The sequence below is a fragment of the Domibacillus sp. A3M-37 genome, from assembly GCF_024213455.1.
In the GTDB taxonomy this organism is placed as follows: Bacteria; Bacillota; Bacilli; order Bacillales; family Domibacillaceae; genus Domibacillus; species Domibacillus tundrae.
Genome location: NZ_JANAVL010000005.1, coordinates 52,221 through 69,724, shown reverse-complemented (window position 1 = coordinate 69,724; position 17,504 = coordinate 52,221). Strand labels below are relative to the sequence as shown.

Below are 17,504 nucleotides of genomic sequence, written 5' to 3'. Positions count from 1 at the left end.
GTATTATAAATAGAAAGAAGTTGAAACTATGTCTGGCTCTAAAAACACAAAACAACTACGCGATATTAAATATTCAGTATTGGATCTTTCGCCGATTGTAGTCGGTGGTACTCCCGCCATTTCGTTTCAAAACACGCTGGATCTTGCCCAGCATGCTGAAAAATGGGGCTTTAACCGGTACTGGCTCGCTGAACATCACAATATGCCCTTCATTGCCAGTTCGGCCACTTCTGTCGTAATCGGTCATGTGGCAGCCGGCACATCAAAAATCAGGGTTGGTTCTGGCGGGATTATGCTGCCAAATCATGCTCCCCTCGTCATCGCCGAGCAGTTTGGGACACTCGAATCACTGTTTCCAGGACGTATCGATCTCGGCCTTGGCCGTGCGCCGGGCACTGACCAGCGTACCGCACAGGCTTTGCGGCGTAACCTTGGAAGTAATGGTGAGGATTTTCCGGAACAATTGATGGAACTTCTCGCCTATTTTGACCCGTCTTTGGCGGCAGGAAAAATGCATGTACGAGCTATTCCTGGAGAAGGTCTGAATATTCCAGTCTGGCTGCTCGGTTCAAGCGGATTCAGCGCACAGCTGGCTGGCCAGCTCGGTCTGCCATTCGCCTTTGCCAGCCACTTCTCTCCTAACAACACACTGGGAGCTCTGGATTTATACCGCCGTTCTTTCCAGCCTTCGAATATTCTTGACAAACCGTATGCAATGGTTGGGGTTAACGTCATTGCCGCAGATACGGATGCGGAAGCAAAACTATTGGCCACTACCCTGCAGCAGCAATTTTTAAACTTGAGCCAAGGGAATGAAATGCCGTTGCAGCCACCTGTAGAAAATTTGGAAGATCATTGGAGCAAATATCAAATCGACGCTTTGCAGCATCAGCTGGGCTCTTCCATCGTTGGCAGCCCCGAAACCGTGAAAGAAAAAATGCAGGCGTTTTTAGATGATACCCAGGCGGACGAAATGATGGTCATCGGTCAAATTTTTGATCATCAGGCGCGTCTTCGTTCTTATGAAATTGTGGCCGATATTACAAAATAAAAAACACCAACTTGCAACAACTGGATTATTCATTAATTAAGTCCGCTGCACACGTTGTTTATATGTGGAAAACGTGTGCAGCGGACTATACCAAAAGGAGATTTAACAATGAATTCTAAATATGAACCAGCTTTTAAACCTTTTACATTCCCTTCTGGAGTCGAAATTAAAAATCGTATAGTGATGGCACCGATGACGAACACTGCTGCCTACGATAACGGAGAAGTGTCAGATGAAGAGCTCGCTTATTATCGCGCGCGTTCTGGCGGCGTTGGTACTGTTATCACTGCCTGCACGTATGTAAAAAGAAACGGCCAAGGATTCCCGGGTGAATTTGGAGCAGATTCTGATGAATTGATCCCGAGTCTAAAACGATTAGCAACAACCATTCAAGAAGAAGGCGCTAAAGCCATTTTGCAAATTTTTCATGGCGGGAGAATGTGTCCGCCTGAACTTTTACCGGATGGCCAGCCCATTAGCCCGAGTGCAGTAGCAGCAGAACGTGATGACGCTATGGTACCTCGCGAGATGACACCTGAAGAAATTGCGGAAATGGTGCAAGCCTTTGGAGAAACGACTCGCAGAGCAATTGAAGCGGGATTTGATGGAGTTGAAATTCACGGAGCGAATACTTACTTGCTTCAGCAGTTCTTTTCCCCGCATTCAAACCGAAGAACAGATAAATGGGGAGGCACACTTGAAAAGCGTTTGGCTTTCCCGTTGGCAGTTGTAGAGGCAGTGAAAAAAGCCGTTGCTGACCACGCTGAAAAACCTTTTATTGTTGGTTACCGTTTGTCCCCTGAAGAAAGAGAAAATCCTGGTATCACCATGGAAGATACATTGGTATTAGTGGATAAGTTAGCTGACCAACAATTGGATTATCTTCACATTTCCGTTGGCGCGTTTTGGAACGGATCCATCCGTGATACAAATGACAAAACATCTCGTGTCGTAATGATTCAAGAGCGTGCAGGAGACCGTGTTCCAGTAATCGGTGTCGGCATGCTGCACACACCAGAGGATGTAATCGCAGCACTGGATACGGGCGTACCATTAATTGCGTTAGGCCGCGCCTTAATTATGGAGCCTAAGTGGATACAAAAGGTAGAAAAAGGTCAGGAAGAAACAATTCGTACCACTTTACCAAAAGAAGATCAAAAAGAATTGGTCCTTTCGGACGAAATGATGGAGTACTATCAAAGTATCCCGGGCTGGATTCCGGTCGTGTAATTGAAAAACCCGAAATCTTGGCCTTTTGAGCCAAAATTCCGGGTTTTTTCTTTGTTAATTTACCATTACCTGACTACAATAAACGGAGTAAATATGCCGCTGTCATGCCCCTATCCCTCCTGCTTTTCCTTGTCTTTAGACGTATTCAAACGCTTCCTTAAACCAGCCTGTAACGCAATAACGATTCCTCCAATCGTATCTGCTATTAAATCCAGCATGGTATCTTTATTCCCGCCGCCTTGCAAAGTCATTCCGAAAAATTGATCCATGCTAAATTCATAAATCTCCCACACAACGCCGCCTAATACGGCAAAAGAAAGAGTAAATAGAAAGACAAACCAAGATGAGATCTCTTTGCCCGCTCTTCTATGAACAAAGCGCTCATACAAAGCAATACCTGCAAATGCAAGAAGGACTCCGCTCATGACGTGCAAAAAGAAATCCCACCAGCCAAGCCCGTACCATCCTAAAATCGATCCAAAATATTGTGAACCCAAGAGAAACAAAAAATAAAAAACGATAAGGGGCAAATTAAATTGGAGCCTGATAAAAAGCCCCAAAAGGAGAGGAATTGCTCCACATACAACGCCGCCTGCTGCAACAAGAGCCTTTTTATGATCACCATTGACGTAGTAAAAAAAAGCTAATACAGCCATGAAAAGAACGTATGCAGCACTTAGGAAAATAACTATCCTGCTTTTCATCTGTTCGCCTTCCCCTCTTATTTCTCATACCTTTTGTTTTTGACTGCTTGTATAAATTGCTGCCAGAAGGCCCCCTGCTATTCCAAAAAGCAGGTCACCCATAGTGTCTGTATTTCCGCCTTTTTGCATAGTGCGGGTAACCGTCTGGTCTCCTGCGAATTCATAGATCTCCCAAAGGGCATTCGCAAATGTTCCGAGCGAAAGGACAAAAAGAAAAAGAATCCAGCGTGACACATCTTTTCGTACCTCTGGCGGGATGAAAAGCTTATAAAGTGCAATCCCAATAAACCCCGCGAAGAGTCCCGCATAAAAATGAAGGGCCATATCCCACCATTTGAACGTGACGTAAAAATGCAAAGTGGCGCCCAAAAAAGTCGCACAAAAAAGGAAAACATAATAACCAATGATGATAGGAATATTAAACGGATTATTTTTCAAAAATAACAGCAGCATGGGCAAAGCACTGACAGTAATTCCCCCAATTGCTACACGTCGGCCGGATTCATTATCATGCATGATATGAATGATCAACGCAACAGTCATTAGCAGAACAAATATCGCGCCTAGAATTATGATTAATTTACGTTTCAACCCATCACCTCATTTATAAATTTCATACTCATTATGTCCCTTCTAAAAAAGGGGCAATCATAAGAAAGGAAATCAGGGAATGATGAAGCATGAAATCCGGCATAAACCAAATATTGGGCGCTAAAAAATATTGAAAGCGCGAACAGTATCTTAACAGTGTGTTCTTTTTAAAACATCGATTGCATATAACTATTTATTACTTTAAAACACCTTTCCAATATGTATGATTTTACTTATAACAGCCCATACTAAACCAAAATACATTAATTTCCCGTTATTTGATCGATCAGCTTATTATTGAAGGGGAAAATTAACTTAACCTAATGCGGAGTTTTAATTCTGAAAATTCCAAAAAAATGGGGAGATGAAATATGGCTGCAATCCTAGAAAAGCCCATTTACAAAAAAATTTTAGAAAAAGCCTCTAACGACCCGTTTCTCGTTACTTTCTGGGACGGAGAAGAAAAAGCTTTCAATAAAGGGGAACCTGCCTTTCGACTGATTTTCAAAAAACCGCTGAACACAAAAAAATTAGTAAGCGACACGACGTTGGCACTTGCTGAAGCTTACATGTCCGGTGAATTGGTCATCGAGGGGAACATAGAGAAAATTATTGAATCTATTTTCAGTAATAAAGATAGTTTCTTAAACCAGCATAAAGTCCTTGGAAAGATATCCAAAATCAAATCAAACACGGTGAAGAAGTCAAAAGAAGACATTTCTTATCATTATGATTTAGGTAATGATTTTTATCGTTTATGGCTTGATGAGACTATGAGTTACTCATGCGCTTATTTTAAAACAAAAGAAGACACCTTATATGAAGCTCAAATGAACAAAATTCACCATACATTAAAGAAATTAAATCTAAAACCCGGCCAGACATTACTTGATATTGGATGCGGATGGGGATATTTGATTATCGAAGCGGCTAAATTCTATCAGGTGAAGGCCGTGGGGATTACATTGAGCGAGGAGCAATACCTGGAAACAAAAAAGCGTATTGAGGAAAATGGACTTGTCGGCCAGGTAGAAGTGCGTTTAGTCGATTATCGTGAATTAAGTAAAGAAAAAATGATGTTTGACAGGATTGTCAGTGTTGGCATGCTTGAACATGTTGGACAAGCAAATATCCCTATCTTTATGGATGAAGTGGACAAGCTGTTAAAAGAAAAAGGCGTCGCGCTGATTCACTGTATTACCGGCCTATTTGAGACAGAGGTAAATACATTCTTGGGGAAATACATTTTTCCAGGCGGATATATCCCTTCCGTAAGAGAACTGATCAATCACATGTCACTTCATAATTTTCGAATCATCGACCTTGAAAGCCTCCGTCTGCATTATTATCGGACACTTCAACACTGGATTATGAATTTTGAAAAGAATATCGATAAAGTCGAAAAAAGATTCGATGACCGTTTTATCCGCATGTGGCGTCTTTATTTAAATGCATGCGCAGCAAATTTTAATATGGGAAACTCAGATTTGCATCAATTCCTTATCAGCAAAGGAGTGAATAATGAATTACCGACGACAAGGGATTATCTATATCTTTTATAACCTTCTTCTACACCATTAGGAGGATTCTTCTCTCAAGAAGGAAAAGAATAAAAGAGCCGATCAGAAGCCGTAAAATAAATCAAGCCCTATCCGCATTAGATAGGGCTTGATCTATTCTGAAAATATAAACGTTCAAGGATAGTAACGGATCAAAATTAAATGCAGTTTTCATTTGCTAGCAACAAAAAGAACGAAAAATTATTTCTGTTCTTCGTATCGGCCCCACCTACGCCGGATACCTTGACGGCCACTCATGCCATCCCACCCAGTATTACAATTTTTATTGCTATATTGCTTTTATACCCCGCACATTTCTTTAAAAACCAAGATACTTGCTTTTTAATTCTTTGTATTTATTTTTAATGTTTCATTGTAGTTCTTTCGTTTCAAATCTCTTGCAGTTTTTAATACCAACACATTTTTTGCTGATTGGAAAATGATGACGGCATTCATATAAGCCCTTATTAAAAACAAGATACTGTTCAGTTGAATAAATCTCCTTCATGTCCAGCAAGCTTTTTTTCAAAGCTAAAAAAGTCGGCTCATTAAACCAACCTTTTTTGATTATTATTGATCGTTTTAAGGTTCTTTTTGCTTTCAATGATTTTGTTTATCTGAATTCGTTTAGTGGGATTTGAAATTTAGGGTGATTTTGCAGCAATTGCCCTACTGTAACAAATTTATATCCCCTTTCTTTTAGTTCAGGTAATAAAACCTTCAATGCTTTGACTGTTTGAGTCCGATTGCCGCCAGAATCGTGTAATAAAATAATGTCACCGTTTCGAACGTCTGAAAGCACCTGGTTTACGATGGTATCCACCCCTGGATTGGACCAATCTTTTGTATCCTGGTGCCATGACCATAAAATGATCGTGTAATTTTGTTTCTTTAACGCATCAATTATTCCTTTATTTACAGCGCCCCCAGGTGGCCGAAATAATTTCACGTTGTAGCTTTCTTGGAAATTCATTAACTTTTCTGTCTTGTCGATCTCATTTAATAATGTTGATTGTGAGATGTTGTAAAAACTCGGATGCGTATAGGTATGATTTCCAATTTCATGACCCTCTCGTACTTCACGCTGGACAATTTCTGTATATTTTTTTACGCGGTGCCCTAATAAAAAAAAGGTAGCGTGAGCGTTATTATTCTTTAATACGTCTAAAATTTGCGGTGTGTAAATAGGGTCTGGTCCATCATCAAAGGTAATTGCTACAATCTTTTCCTTTGTTGGTATGTCCCAAATAACATCACCTTTTTCCTCATAGTAAGGCCGGTCCAGCACTTGTCCATTAGCAGGAGAAGGAAAGGAAATCTGGAATAACTGCAGAGAAAATAAACAGATAGCTAAAACATCTTGTTTCCAAAGCATAAAACACCTCGGTCTTATGAAAAATGTAGTACTTGGGTTTATTATTTATTAATTCCCCATTCTTATACCGGTACAAATATAGAAATATTTTTAATCAAAGAAAAAAGAGACCGTTAAAGTACCGGCCCCCTTCAGCTTATAGACAAAGCCTCCATTTTAAGGAATTCATTCAATGTCAACAAATCGTCGCTTTCCTTTTTTAAGGACAACTTTTAATAATCCATCTCGGCAAGTCGCTTTCGGAGCCTCATCTGTGACAGGAAACGGCAATTGAATGATTCTTTCCATTTTTCCCGCTGCTCGTTTTTTATAATACTGGATATTTTCATCCTTTTTTACTTCTGTTGTTACGTCATTTTCTACAAGAATCCTCAATCGATCATTGCGTAAAATTTCTACCTGAATTTGATCTCTCTTGCAGCCTGGAAGTTCTGCTTCAATCACAACGTCATTGGCTGTTTCATGGACATTAACAGAAAAAGAATCTCGGCTAAGAAAATCATCGAAATGTCGAAATGGTTCGTCAAAAAAAGAATCAAAAGTCTTGATAAAATGATTAAAAGATCCATCAAATAGGCTTGTAAGGTTATTTTTATCAGGTTTCATCAGGTACTTTCTCCCCTTTCTTAAGGTTTTCTTTATAAAGTATGCAAAATCGATAAAATTGTCCCCGCGATTGCAACATTCTCACAGCACCTTGGCTTCCCACCCTGTGCAGCTTCCTCATGCTGGAGACACGATCCTGCCCCGGCAAGTTCTCAAGATGATGATTCTCCTTCTAACTAAGACAATGAATTCAAAAGAGACACCGTTCATTAATTCGAACGGTGTCTTGCATTTTGAGAAATTCGAAATTTTCGTCAGAAGATAAACAAGACAACAATCAGAAAGCGCTTTTTCATATATAAGTATAGTTGTCTATACCAATTGAAAAATATTTCAAATTAAAACCTCGAATATTTTTTAACAACCATCAAATATTGGTATAGACAACTAGTTTTTATTCCTTTAAACTGTTTATACTAAAAGAAAATAAGAGGTGCGTTACAATGAATGATTATGTAATTGAAGGCGGCTCGGTTTATGCGGAAAATGTGGTGTTCAAACCCGGTTTTATCCGTATAACGGATGGCAAAATTGCCGCAGTGGGACCCATTTCACAAAGTCCACAGCATGAATCGATCGAAGTCCTAACCGTTTCGGATGAAACGCTCGTTTTGCCCGGGGCCATTGATATCCATATTCACGGTGCAGCAGGCGCGGACGTAATGGATGCGTCCCTTGATTCTCTGCATAAAATGGCGGCTTATCTCCCTTCAGAAGGAACGACCACTTTTTTAGCGACGACCATGACACAGCAAAAAGAAGCCATTGAAAAAGTACTCAGCTGCATTGCTTCTTATGAGCAGACACCGGGAACAGCAGAGATTGCCGGTATTCATTTAGAGGGTCCTTTCATTTCAAAAAAACACCCTGGGGCGCAGCCACGCGACGCTATATTAAAACCAGATGTATCCCTTTTTAAAAGATGGCACACACTCTCAGGAGAAAAAATCAGGCTGGTCACATTGGCGCCAGAGGAACAAAACGGCTTAGAACTTGTGTCGTTTTTAGCCCAGTTACATATTACCGCTTCGGCCGGCCACACGGATTCAACATTTGACCAGCTTAATGAAGCCGCAAAAAATGGCTTAACGCATATCACTCATTTATATAACGGCATGCGCGGCATGCACCACCGCGAACCAGGTACGGTCGGCGGCGCTTTACTCCATAATGGGCTGTATACGGAGATGATTGTGGATGGCATTCATATTCACCCGCATATGGTCCGGCTTGCATTTAACCAAAAAACAGCTGAGCGTACCGTTCTTATTACGGATTCCATGCGTGCAAAAGGCTTGCCGGATGGGGAGTATGAATTAGGCGGCCAGGCGGTCAGCGTCACGAATGGAAAAGCTGTTCTTCGTGATGGCACACTCGCCGGCAGTACATTATCGATGCAAAAAGCCATTCAAAACATGAGGAAATTCACAGATTGCACCATGCAGGACATTATAAAAATGACCGCAGAAAACCCTGCGAAGCAAGCCAATCTATATGACCGCAAAGGCAGCATCACGATCGGGAAAGATGCGGACATTGTTATTTACGACAAGGAGTTCCGTGTCCAAAAAACGATTTGCCGCGGCATGATCGCTTTTCAAAAGGAGACAAAATGATGGAGATTATTCAAGTGTCTAACTACGAAGAAATGAGCAAAAGAGCCGCTGAATTTTTATTAAAAAAGATAGAGCAGAACCCAAGCCTCGCCCTTGGCCTGGCAACCGGCTCCACGCCAAAAGGATTGTATGAACAATTAATTCTCGACCGCAAGGAACATGGAACATCTTATGAGCATGTTACAACGATCAATTTAGATGAATACATCGGCCTGCCTGCTTCAAATCCGAACAGCTACCACTCGTATATGAAAGAAAACCTTTTTCGCCATCTGGATACTCTTTTATCAAATAGCTATCTTCCAAATGGAGAAGCAGCAGACTTACAAAAAGAATGTACACGCTACGAATCCATCATTGATGAAAAAGGCATTGACGTACAGGTTCTCGGGATCGGACAAAATGGGCATATCGGATTTAATGAACCCGGTACCTCGTTTAATCAAACGACTCATATTACAACATTAGCCCAGTCAACCCGCCAAGCGAATGCCCGGTTCTTCCAATCGATTGAAGAGGTACCAAAGCAGGCGATCACAATGGGCATTGCTTCTATTATGAAAAGCAGCGAGATTTTGCTGCTGGCTTCCGGCGCAAAAAAAGCAGAAGCAGTCCATCAGTTATTGTCAGGGGAAATTTCGGAAGACTTTCCTGCGTCCGTGCTGCATCATCACCCCCATGTTACAATAATAGCAGATGATGAAGCGCTCTCAATAGTTACGTGAAAGGAAGAACACGATGATTGATAAACACTCGCCTATGCCGATTTATTTTCAGCTGGAGCATTCTATCCGCCAGCAAATTGAAAACGGTGAACTGACACCGGGCAATTTGCTTCCTTCTGAACGCGAATATGCAGAGCTGCTTGATGTGAGCCGAATGACGGTTCGGCAGGCGATCACCAATCTTGTGAATGAAGGACTGTTGTATCGCCAAAAAGGGCGCGGCACGTTTGTGGCAGAACAGAAGCTTGAGCAAAAGCTTTCCGGGCTGACAAGTTTCACAGAAGATATGAAAGCGCGTGGGATGACCCCAGCTAATACGCTGCTTGCCTTTGAAATCATTCCAGCGGATGCAAAAGTCGCAGAACGGCTTTCTTTAAAAGAACACACACCGGTTTATGAAATTAAGCGGATTCGACTGGCAGACGATGTTCCGATGGCACTTGAAACCGTTTATATTTCAGCGAACCTCGTAAAAGGACTGACTGAAACCATTACCGCCGCGTCCCTTTATCATTACATTGAAGAGGAGCTCGGCCTTGCAATTGGACATGCCGTTCAATCCATTGAAGCGGCTATTGTTAATGAAATAGAAAGGCCGCATCTGCTCGTTCAAAAAGGCGCGCCCGTTTTATTAATTGAACGAAATACCTTTTTAAAAGATGGAACACCACTTGAGTACGTGAAATCATCTTACCGGTCCGACCGCTACAAGTTCACGATCGATATTAACCGGTAAAGGGTGGGGCAGGATGTATTTTCAATATGTTCAACAGGCAGCGAATATGCTGGTGGAGACTGCACAAAAACAAACAAAGCAGGCAGATCTTGCGGCTGAGTGGATATCTGATTGTGTTCAAAAAGGCGGCGTTATTCATGTATTTGGCTGCGGTCATTCTCATATGCTGGCGGAGGAATTATTTTACCGGGCTGGCGGGCTCGCCTGCATCTGTCCAATTTTATTGGACAGATGCTGCATAAAGGAGCCGTTCACTCTTCAATGCTCGAGCGCCAAAACAGCTACACAGATTCATTTGTAGACGAATTGGATATACGTTCTGGCGATATGTTGATTGTCATCTCCACATCCGGCATCAATCCTGTTCCAGTTGATATGCTGCTTCAAGGTCAAAAAGCCGGTGCCAAAACGATCGCTATTACATCAGCGGCATATTCAGAAAATGTCCTGTCTAGACATAAGAAACAGATTAAACTGGGTGATGCCGCTGACCTTGTGAGCGATAATGGCGCCCCGCACGGAGACGCGATTTTAACACACGAGAATTAACACACGAGAAGGCTCCTGCCCCGTTTTCACCGGTTTCAACGGTGATTGGCGCAGCTTTATTAAATGGCATCATCGCAGCCTCAATCGAAAAAATGATCAAGTCCGGTTTTAACCCGCCGATTTTTTTAAGCGGCAACCGACCAGATGCCGATGAATACAATCAATCTCTTATTCATCAATATCAACAACGAATTCCATTGTTACGTTAAAAGCGCCCTTCCATTTTTGGATAAGCGCTTTTTCACTGGGTTCTTTCTCTTATTTTTAACACGGCTTGTTCTTTCATTTTCGCTTCCACCATTACATCCACCGAATGATCCGGCAGGTGTTTCATTAAATAATGCCAGTCCTCTTCTAAAATATATGCATGGTGCGCCCGGTCTGTTTTCCCTGTTTTTCCGGAGCTGATGTGCATTTTCGGCGGGATGCCGATCTTTTCCCATGTGGCTATTGCCCGCTGCATCACATTTTTAATGTCAGCTTCTCCTTCATGATGACAAGTATGGTGATGAATATCAAAACAAGCGGCCGCACCTGTTTGTTGACAAATATTCAGTACATCATCAATCGTGAAAATTTTATCGTCGTTTTCAATTCGCAGAACATTTTTAATAGCATCAGGAAGCAGCTGGTAAGCAGAAACGAAGCGTTTTTTCGCGGCTTCTTTATCTCCATATGCACCGCCAACATGTAAAATCATATCCGTTCCTCCGGTAAGCGCCAGCAATTGTTGATGATGTTTTAAGTCCAAAATGGACTTGCGGACGACTTCTTCATTGGGTGAATTGATAAGCGTATATTGTCCGGGATGAACAGATAAACGAAGCTTATACGCTTCAACCAGTTCTTTGATTTGATCAGTAATATAGCGGACCTCTTCATCCTCTTCCCATGCCCATGTCATAACCGGATGCGTTCCAAGCGGCACGAGATTGCTGCTCATCCTGTAAAAATAAATATTATGTGCAATGTTCCACTTTATGATCTCCAGCGTTTCATTTAAATTATGAAGTGTAAGTTCTTTTACTTTTTGCATCCCTTCCAGCTTGGCCGTTTTCAACCGGCACGTTTTAAACTTAGAAGGCATTTTCATATTGATACAGGCGTAGCCAATTCTCATATTCAGTCTCCTTTTCGTCAATTTTCCCTTACTTTTTCCTTGTTTTAAAACAAGTGAACCGCTTCAATATACATGAATACATGCTTTCTTTGCAAATTTAAAACTGTTACAATTAGAAGTAAAGATAATGTCTGATTATCTTTACTATACATAATAATATTACTGTAAAGGAGGGAAAGGCATGAATGTACCCGCAATTTTATCTTCACACGACGCTTTTTTGCAGCTGCTTCAATCCAAACAACATTTACTCGATGAAGAACGCAACTTATCATTGGCCCATTGTACCGATGAAGAATTTTTGGAATATTTTTTTGCGATAGGGATTTTAAAAGAAAACCGGACCTTTTCCCCTCATACGATAAAAGCATATCGGAGTGATGCGAAAACATTGCTTTCGTATCTCGCTGCCCACTCTCTCACATTCCGAAATATCGGCTTTCCGGAAGTAAAAGCTTATAATCGCTTAATCATTGAATCATACAAGCCAAAAAGTGCACTTCGCAAACTGGAATTCTTTCGCCGTTTTCTCGAATTTGGCTTTAATACTCACTTTTATGGAACACGGCTGTCTGTCTGGATTCAAAAGCCACTTATCCAAAAAGGACACGTGTCACATTCAAGCGAAAACCGGACTGAAATGCGAGAGTTGTCTTCTAATGAAGCAAAACATATTATCGATTGCTTCGCAAAAACTGTCAAAACAGATAAAAATGACAAACAATTGAAAGCGCGCAATCGGCTGATCGGCTTTTTATTGTTAACACTCGGCATTCGAGCATCCGAGCTCATTCAATTAAACTGGGGAAGCTTTCGGCGCAATCGGCGGGGAGATTTGCTTGTAGACGTAGTCGGAAAAGGCGGCAAAGAGCGGACACTGCCGGTTATGAACGAAACAGAGTCTCTTTTATTTAACTATCGAAACATTTGCGGTGACTTCGAGGATCTTGACCCGCATTCAAGCGAGCCATTGTTTTATGCTATGTATAACAAAGTGGATCCACTTACAGATAAAAAAAGGTTATCATATGCAGCTCTTTATAAAATTGTGAAAGAAGCTGTTCAGCTTGCAGGCAGCAATTCCGCTGTGAGCCCACACTGGTTTCGACACACTTTTGTGACATCACTCCTTGAACAGGACGTGCCTCTTGCCGTTGTAAAAGATCTTGCTGGACATGCAGATATTTCCACCACTAATTTATACTTGGAGCGAATTCAGGAAGACCGGATGCATGATCATTTAAAAAATATTCGTTTTTAACCGTGCTTGAGATTCGCATTCTCGTGCATCGAGAATGCGAAAATCGGATCATAGTCCACTTCGATGCATGCATAATTTTCTTGTTTTCCTACATACAAAAGCCGGCGAAAATTCGCCGGCTTTTGTATGTAGTCTATTTATTAATTTCTCTTCGAACGGTCGGCGCAATTTCTACAGCCAATAATTCGATTATCTCCGAATGTGTAAAGACCAACTTCAAACTGGCGGCTCCCTTTGTCGATTACTTATTCAATTCTTTATAAAGAATAATCCCTTGAGAACAAATATGAAAATCCATGCGGAGAATGTCATGTACAGGATGATTATCATCTATGCCGTTTTGAAACAGATACTGCTGTGCTCTTGAATATAATAAGGCCGCAAGTTCGTCAGCATCTGTTATTCCTACTGCTGTTTCCATGAAAATATCCAGCCATTCTATCACCATGTCAATGGCTGTTTCCGGATCTTCCGTCATTCCGTAGTGGCCAAAGTAAATTCGTTCCGGGTTAAACGACATCATTTTTTGGATGGATTTTTTCATTTCATCCGGGTTAAATTGATTCGGTGATGTCGTTGGCAAATAAAACGAAAACCCTTCATCAGTGAGCTGCGCATATTGGATACCTGCCGTGTCACCAGTGAAAATTCCATTGGATTTTTTATCATAAATTGAAAAGTGATGATTGGCATGTCCAGGCGTGTGAACAAATGTCAGTTCCCGTCCGTCAAGGTCCAATTTCCCGCCATCCTCCATCTCGATAATTCGTTCTTTAGGAATCGGCACAATCGGATCAAACAAGTCTTCAAACTGATCGCCGTACACCATTTTTGCACTTGCAACAAGCCGGCTCGGATCTGCTAAGTGACGTGAGCCTTTTGGGTGGACAACTAGTTTTGCATTTGGACAAGACTGTAAAAACAAACCCGCACCGCCTGAATGATCAAGATGGATATGAGTAACAATGACATACTCAATTTCCTCCGGTGATATTCCAAGCTCTTTTAACCCGCGAAGTAAATAAGGGACAGATGGGCTTGCACTCGTTTCAATAATCGCTTTTTTCGATTCATGAAAAACATACGAACTAGTCCGTCTCGATAACCCCAAATCATGCAAATCAATCAATGACAAATCAAATCCTAGTGAAACCGCTGACATTTCAACACCTCTATTTTTAGAAAATAAACGAACTGCCCGAAAGCAGTTCGTTGGGTCCGCACGATGTGAATCACGAAGGCGTTGCGGCAGGACGCCACGCTTTTAGCCTTTGATTCTTTATGTTATTATTTTCCCGCAGAAACCGGTACTTCTGTTACCCAGCCAAACGGATCTTCAAGAGCACCTTTTTGAATGCCAGTAATTGTATCATAAATTCGTTTCGATAACTCTCCCGTTTTCCCACCGTTCAATACCATTTGTTCGTCACCCCAGAAAAACTCACCGATCGGCGAAATAACAGCAGCGGTGCCTGTACCAAATGCTTCTTCCAATTTTCCGTCACGGTGTGCCTGTGCAATTTCTTCCATTGAAATACGGCGCTCGGAAACGGGAACATTCCAGTGCTTCAATAATTGAATGACCGAGTCACGGGTAACACCATGTAAAATGCTTCCGTTCAGTGCAGGCGTAACAACTTCACCGTTGATTTTAAAGAAGACATTCATGCTGCCAACTTCTTCAATATATTTTTTCTCTACTCCATCGAGCCAAAGTACCTGGGAATATTCTTTTCCAGTCGCAAGCTCCTGCGCTTTTAAGCTGGATGCATAATTGCCGCCTGTTTTTGCTTCGCCGGTGCCGCCTTTTACCGCGCGGACAAATTCATTTTCCACTAAAATTTTAACCGGTGCAATGCCTTCTTTGTAGTAAAGCCCCACCGGTGACATAATAATCATAAACGTATAGTTTTTTGCAGGCGCTACACCAAGGAACGGTTCTGTCGCAATAATAAACGGACGAATGTATAATGATGTGCCTTCAGCAGTTGGAATCCATTCCTGGTCAACCTTGATCAGCTGCTTTAATCCTTCGATGACAAAGTCACCATCAATCTGCGGAATGCAGAGGCGGTCGTTTGAGCGGTTTAGACGTTCCATATTTTTTTCCGGACGGAATAAAAATACGCGGCCTTCTTCCGTTAAATAAGCTTTCATCCCTTCGAATACCGTCTGTCCGTAATGGAACACCATAGCCGACGGATCGAGGGTAATCGGCTGATACGGAGTGATGCGCGCATCATGCCATCCTTTGCCTTCCGTATAATCCATCATAAACATATGATCGGTAAAAACACGGCCAAACCCGAGATTTGCCTGATCGGGTTTTTCTCTTTTTTTGTCAGCTAATTGTACGGTCAATTCTTGTGTCATCTTCCAGGACTCCTCATTTGTAAAAATTAGTCAGCGCATCGCTGATGTATGTACTTCTTCTATCATACATTTTTTTTGAATATTTTCACACTGTAAAATCAAAATTTTTCACCATCTATTTTGGCTCCTCATTATGAATACGGATAAGACGCTGTCTTTAGAAGCAAAAGGAAGACATTCTTTTCCCATCTGCATTCTCCTGCAGTTCCTCATATTTCACTGGCATTTTATTGTAAAAAGAAAAATCGATATTTAAATCACAAAGAAGAAATTTCTTTTTTGAAATATTTTCAACAATCTTGTTACTATTTTTAGCATGATGATTCTACCGAAATTCTAGGAGGCAAGTTCTGTGTCTTTTGTTATTTACATAGCAATCAATTCAGCCAATTGTTGGCGTTATTCTTCTAAAGAAAATAGCTGAGCAAAAGAAAATTTTGGATGCTCATCAAGGAGACAATTTTCCGGATTCGTATGTTCATATTGGCAAAAAAATGGCGTCATTTAATGGTATTACTCACCTTGCAGCTGTCCTGTTGATTATTTTAATGGTGACAAAGTCTTTTTAATATCGTTTTTGTACATACATAATTCTTTTTTTATAGGCCATAGTTTTAACTATGGTTAGCGTGTAGACAAATTAAATTTTTTAAGTGAAAGAATACATAGAAATGTCCCGGACGATTGTGAAAGAATTGCCGTATATAAAGACCCGCTCTCCATCGCTGCTTTTCTAAACACCTGGTGAAGCCGTTCGGGCGAAGACTCCTGCGGGATGCACAGTGAGTCGGAAGACCCTGCAGGCGGACGCCGAGGAGGCTTCCGCACTGCCCTAAAGTGCGCGAAGTCCGGACAGCTTCACCTATCGTCTTCAAGTAAAAAAGCGGGACAGCTTCCCTAAAAGATGTCTGTTGCTTTTGTATATGGTTATTTTAATTTGAATTATGCACATTGTTAAAATAGTAAAATTGAATTTTGTGGTTTTTATTCTAATCGTTGAACCCACCCATCCCACTCCAATAAAATGGTGTTTTAAGGAATTAATTCGTGTCTATACCATGCACATTTGAAAAAACCTGCCAAGAAAAGAATCGAATAACTGCTGATCAAAAGCCCTGCAAAAGTGTGTGTGCATTATAAATTGTCACAAATACCTCTTCCTCACCCTGCCTGGCTTTTTTAAATCGTGTAAATCTACTATAATAAAAGAAAAAATCTGGAGCTGTTTGCATGAATATTGATGAATTAAAATCCGTTTTTTTACACAGAACCCCGGATATACTGGGCGGTGAAAATCTGTCTAAATTTTCATTGCTGCTTCCTCTCGTTCAAAAAGAAGATGGACTTCATGTTTTATTTGAAGTCCGTTCTCTGTTTATGCGGCGGCAGCCAGGTGAAATTTGTTTTCCCGGCGGTAAAATTGACCTTGACGATCCAGATCCTGAATTTGCGGCAATTCGGGAAGCACACGAGGAACTTGGGGTTCCAGCGGAGAATATTGATCTTCTCTTCCCTCTTGACTTTATGCTCTCCCCGTTCGGTACGATTATTTACACCTACGCAGGAATGATTAATTTGTCCGAAATGAATTTAAACAAGGCGGAAGTCGATGAAATATTTACAGTGCCACTTGATTTTTTATTAAAAGCAGTTCCGGACATTCATTACATTCAGCTGCGACCTGAGCCGGACGAAAATTTTCCATTTCATTTAATTAGCCAGGGAAAAGAGTACAACTGGCAAACAAAATCAATGGAAGAATATTTTTATTTTTATGAAAACCGAATCATTTGGGGATTAACCGCCCGGATTCTTAAGCATTTTCTTGATGTGATCCGGGAGCACCCACCTGTACTTGACAAATAGTCAGAATATACGATAATAAAGAAGAATATTGATAAAATGATGGGATCAGTAAATGACATGTATCCGGATCAGAGAAGGGGTTCATCGGCTGAAAAACTCCTGCGGAAAACATCATTGAACCTGCCCTAGTAAACATTGCTTA

At 41.3% G+C, this 17,504-nt stretch carries 16 protein-coding genes, 1 pseudogene and 1 other annotated feature (1 of these 18 only partly in view); of the genes and pseudogenes, 10 read left to right on the top strand and 7 right to left on the bottom strand.

All coding sequences use genetic code 11. The annotated features are described in order from the left end of the window. Window positions 1–28: 28 nt before the first annotated feature. Together NLX67_RS10070 and NLX67_RS10065 are read left to right on the top strand one after the other, a co-directional pair. Complete coding sequence (locus tag NLX67_RS10070) at window positions 29–1,051, top strand: LLM class flavin-dependent oxidoreductase (protein ID WP_254311635.1); 1,023 nt, start codon at window positions 29–31, stop codon at window positions 1,049–1,051. Window positions 1,052–1,159: 108 nt separating this feature from the next. After that, the gene (locus NLX67_RS10065) at window positions 1,160–2,281 is read left to right on the top strand and encodes an NADH-dependent flavin oxidoreductase (RefSeq protein WP_254311634.1); all 1,122 of its coding nucleotides are present in this window, start codon (window positions 1,160–1,162) and stop codon (window positions 2,279–2,281) included. 110 nt (window positions 2,282–2,391) lie between these two features. Here NLX67_RS10065 and NLX67_RS10060 read toward each other — a convergent pair whose 3' ends face one another. Both NLX67_RS10060 and NLX67_RS10055 read right to left on the bottom strand, forming a co-directional pair. Next, complete coding sequence (locus tag NLX67_RS10060; protein WP_254311633.1) at window positions 2,392–2,985, bottom strand: DUF2238 domain-containing protein; 594 nt, start codon at window positions 2,983–2,985, stop codon at window positions 2,392–2,394. A 24-nt stretch (window positions 2,986–3,009) separates the two neighbouring features. Next, a complete protein-coding gene (locus NLX67_RS10055) occupies window positions 3,010–3,576 on the bottom strand; it encodes a DUF2238 domain-containing protein (protein WP_254311632.1) in 567 nt (188 codons plus the stop codon). Window positions 3,577–3,956: 380 nt separating this feature from the next. Between NLX67_RS10055 and NLX67_RS10050 the strand changes: the two genes are divergently transcribed. Continuing rightward, on the top strand, window positions 3,957–5,138 hold the full coding sequence (locus tag NLX67_RS10050; RefSeq protein WP_254311751.1) for an SAM-dependent methyltransferase: 1,182 nt from the start codon (window positions 3,957–3,959) through the stop codon (window positions 5,136–5,138). A gap of 610 nt (window positions 5,139–5,748) precedes the next feature. On the opposite strand, the gene NLX67_RS10045 is transcribed toward NLX67_RS10050, so the two are convergent. Next, complete coding sequence (locus NLX67_RS10045; protein ID WP_254311631.1) at window positions 5,749–6,510, bottom strand: polysaccharide deacetylase family protein; 762 nt, start codon at window positions 6,508–6,510, stop codon at window positions 5,749–5,751. Window positions 6,511–6,675: 165 nt separating this feature from the next. Continuing rightward, window positions 6,676–7,116 carry an Hsp20/alpha crystallin family protein gene (locus NLX67_RS10040; protein WP_254311630.1) on the bottom strand — a complete coding sequence of 147 codons (441 nt, stop codon included), beginning with the start codon at window positions 7,114–7,116 and terminating at the stop codon, window positions 6,676–6,678. Between the two features lie 443 nt (window positions 7,117–7,559). Here NLX67_RS10040 and nagA point away from each other — a divergent pair, with 443 nt between their 5' ends. The 5 genes and pseudogenes from nagA (at window position 7,560) to NLX67_RS10010 (ending at window position 10,951) form a co-directional block, all read left to right on the top strand. Beyond that, the gene (gene nagA, locus NLX67_RS10035) at window positions 7,560–8,732 is read left to right on the top strand and encodes an N-acetylglucosamine-6-phosphate deacetylase (protein ID WP_254311629.1); all 1,173 of its coding nucleotides are present in this window, start codon (window positions 7,560–7,562) and stop codon (window positions 8,730–8,732) included. Beyond that, complete coding sequence (nagB, locus tag NLX67_RS10030; RefSeq protein WP_254311750.1) at window positions 8,732–9,457, top strand: glucosamine-6-phosphate deaminase; 726 nt, start codon at window positions 8,732–8,734, stop codon at window positions 9,455–9,457. Before nagA ends, nagB begins: the two co-directional genes overlap by 1 nt. A 13-nt stretch (window positions 9,458–9,470) precedes the next feature. Beyond that, window positions 9,471–10,193 carry a GntR family transcriptional regulator gene (locus NLX67_RS10025; protein ID WP_254311628.1) on the top strand — a complete coding sequence of 241 codons (723 nt, stop codon included), beginning with the start codon at window positions 9,471–9,473 and terminating at the stop codon, window positions 10,191–10,193. Between the two features lie 13 nt (window positions 10,194–10,206). After that, window positions 10,207–10,742: pseudogene (locus NLX67_RS23210) on the top strand (sugar isomerase domain-containing protein). A 41-nt stretch (window positions 10,743–10,783) separates the two neighbouring features. Beyond that, entirely contained in the window at window positions 10,784–10,951 is a 168-nt protein-coding gene (locus NLX67_RS10010; RefSeq protein WP_254311625.1) for a phosphoheptose isomerase family protein, read from the top strand. 32 nt (window positions 10,952–10,983) lie between these two features. On the opposite strand, the gene uvsE is transcribed toward NLX67_RS10010, so the two are convergent. Next, window positions 10,984–11,862, bottom strand: coding sequence for a UV DNA damage repair endonuclease UvsE (uvsE, locus tag NLX67_RS10005; protein ID WP_254311624.1), 879 nt, complete (start codon window positions 11,860–11,862; stop codon window positions 10,984–10,986). A gap of 181 nt (window positions 11,863–12,043) precedes the next feature. Here uvsE and NLX67_RS10000 point away from each other — a divergent pair, with 181 nt between their 5' ends. Beyond that, window positions 12,044–13,123, top strand: coding sequence for a tyrosine-type recombinase/integrase (locus NLX67_RS10000; RefSeq protein ID WP_254311623.1), 1,080 nt, complete (start codon window positions 12,044–12,046; stop codon window positions 13,121–13,123). Window positions 13,124–13,364: 241 nt separating this feature from the next. On the opposite strand, the gene NLX67_RS09995 is transcribed toward NLX67_RS10000, so the two are convergent. Then, window positions 13,365–14,285, bottom strand: coding sequence for an MBL fold metallo-hydrolase (locus tag NLX67_RS09995; protein WP_254311622.1), 921 nt, complete (start codon window positions 14,283–14,285; stop codon window positions 13,365–13,367). A gap of 125 nt (window positions 14,286–14,410) precedes the next feature. Beyond that, window positions 14,411–15,496: a branched-chain amino acid aminotransferase gene (locus NLX67_RS09990; protein ID WP_254311621.1), complete on the bottom strand. Its 1,086-nt coding sequence runs from the start codon at window positions 15,494–15,496 to the stop codon at window positions 14,411–14,413. 1,230 nt (window positions 15,497–16,726) lie between these two features. On the opposite strand from NLX67_RS09990, the gene NLX67_RS09985 reads away from it, so the two are divergent. Further along, on the top strand, window positions 16,727–17,362 hold the full coding sequence (locus tag NLX67_RS09985; RefSeq protein WP_254311620.1) for an NUDIX hydrolase: 636 nt from the start codon (window positions 16,727–16,729) through the stop codon (window positions 17,360–17,362). A 31-nt stretch (window positions 17,363–17,393) separates the two neighbouring features. Further along, window positions 17,394–17,504: a binding site (T-box leader), on the top strand; it runs 97 nt beyond the window's last position.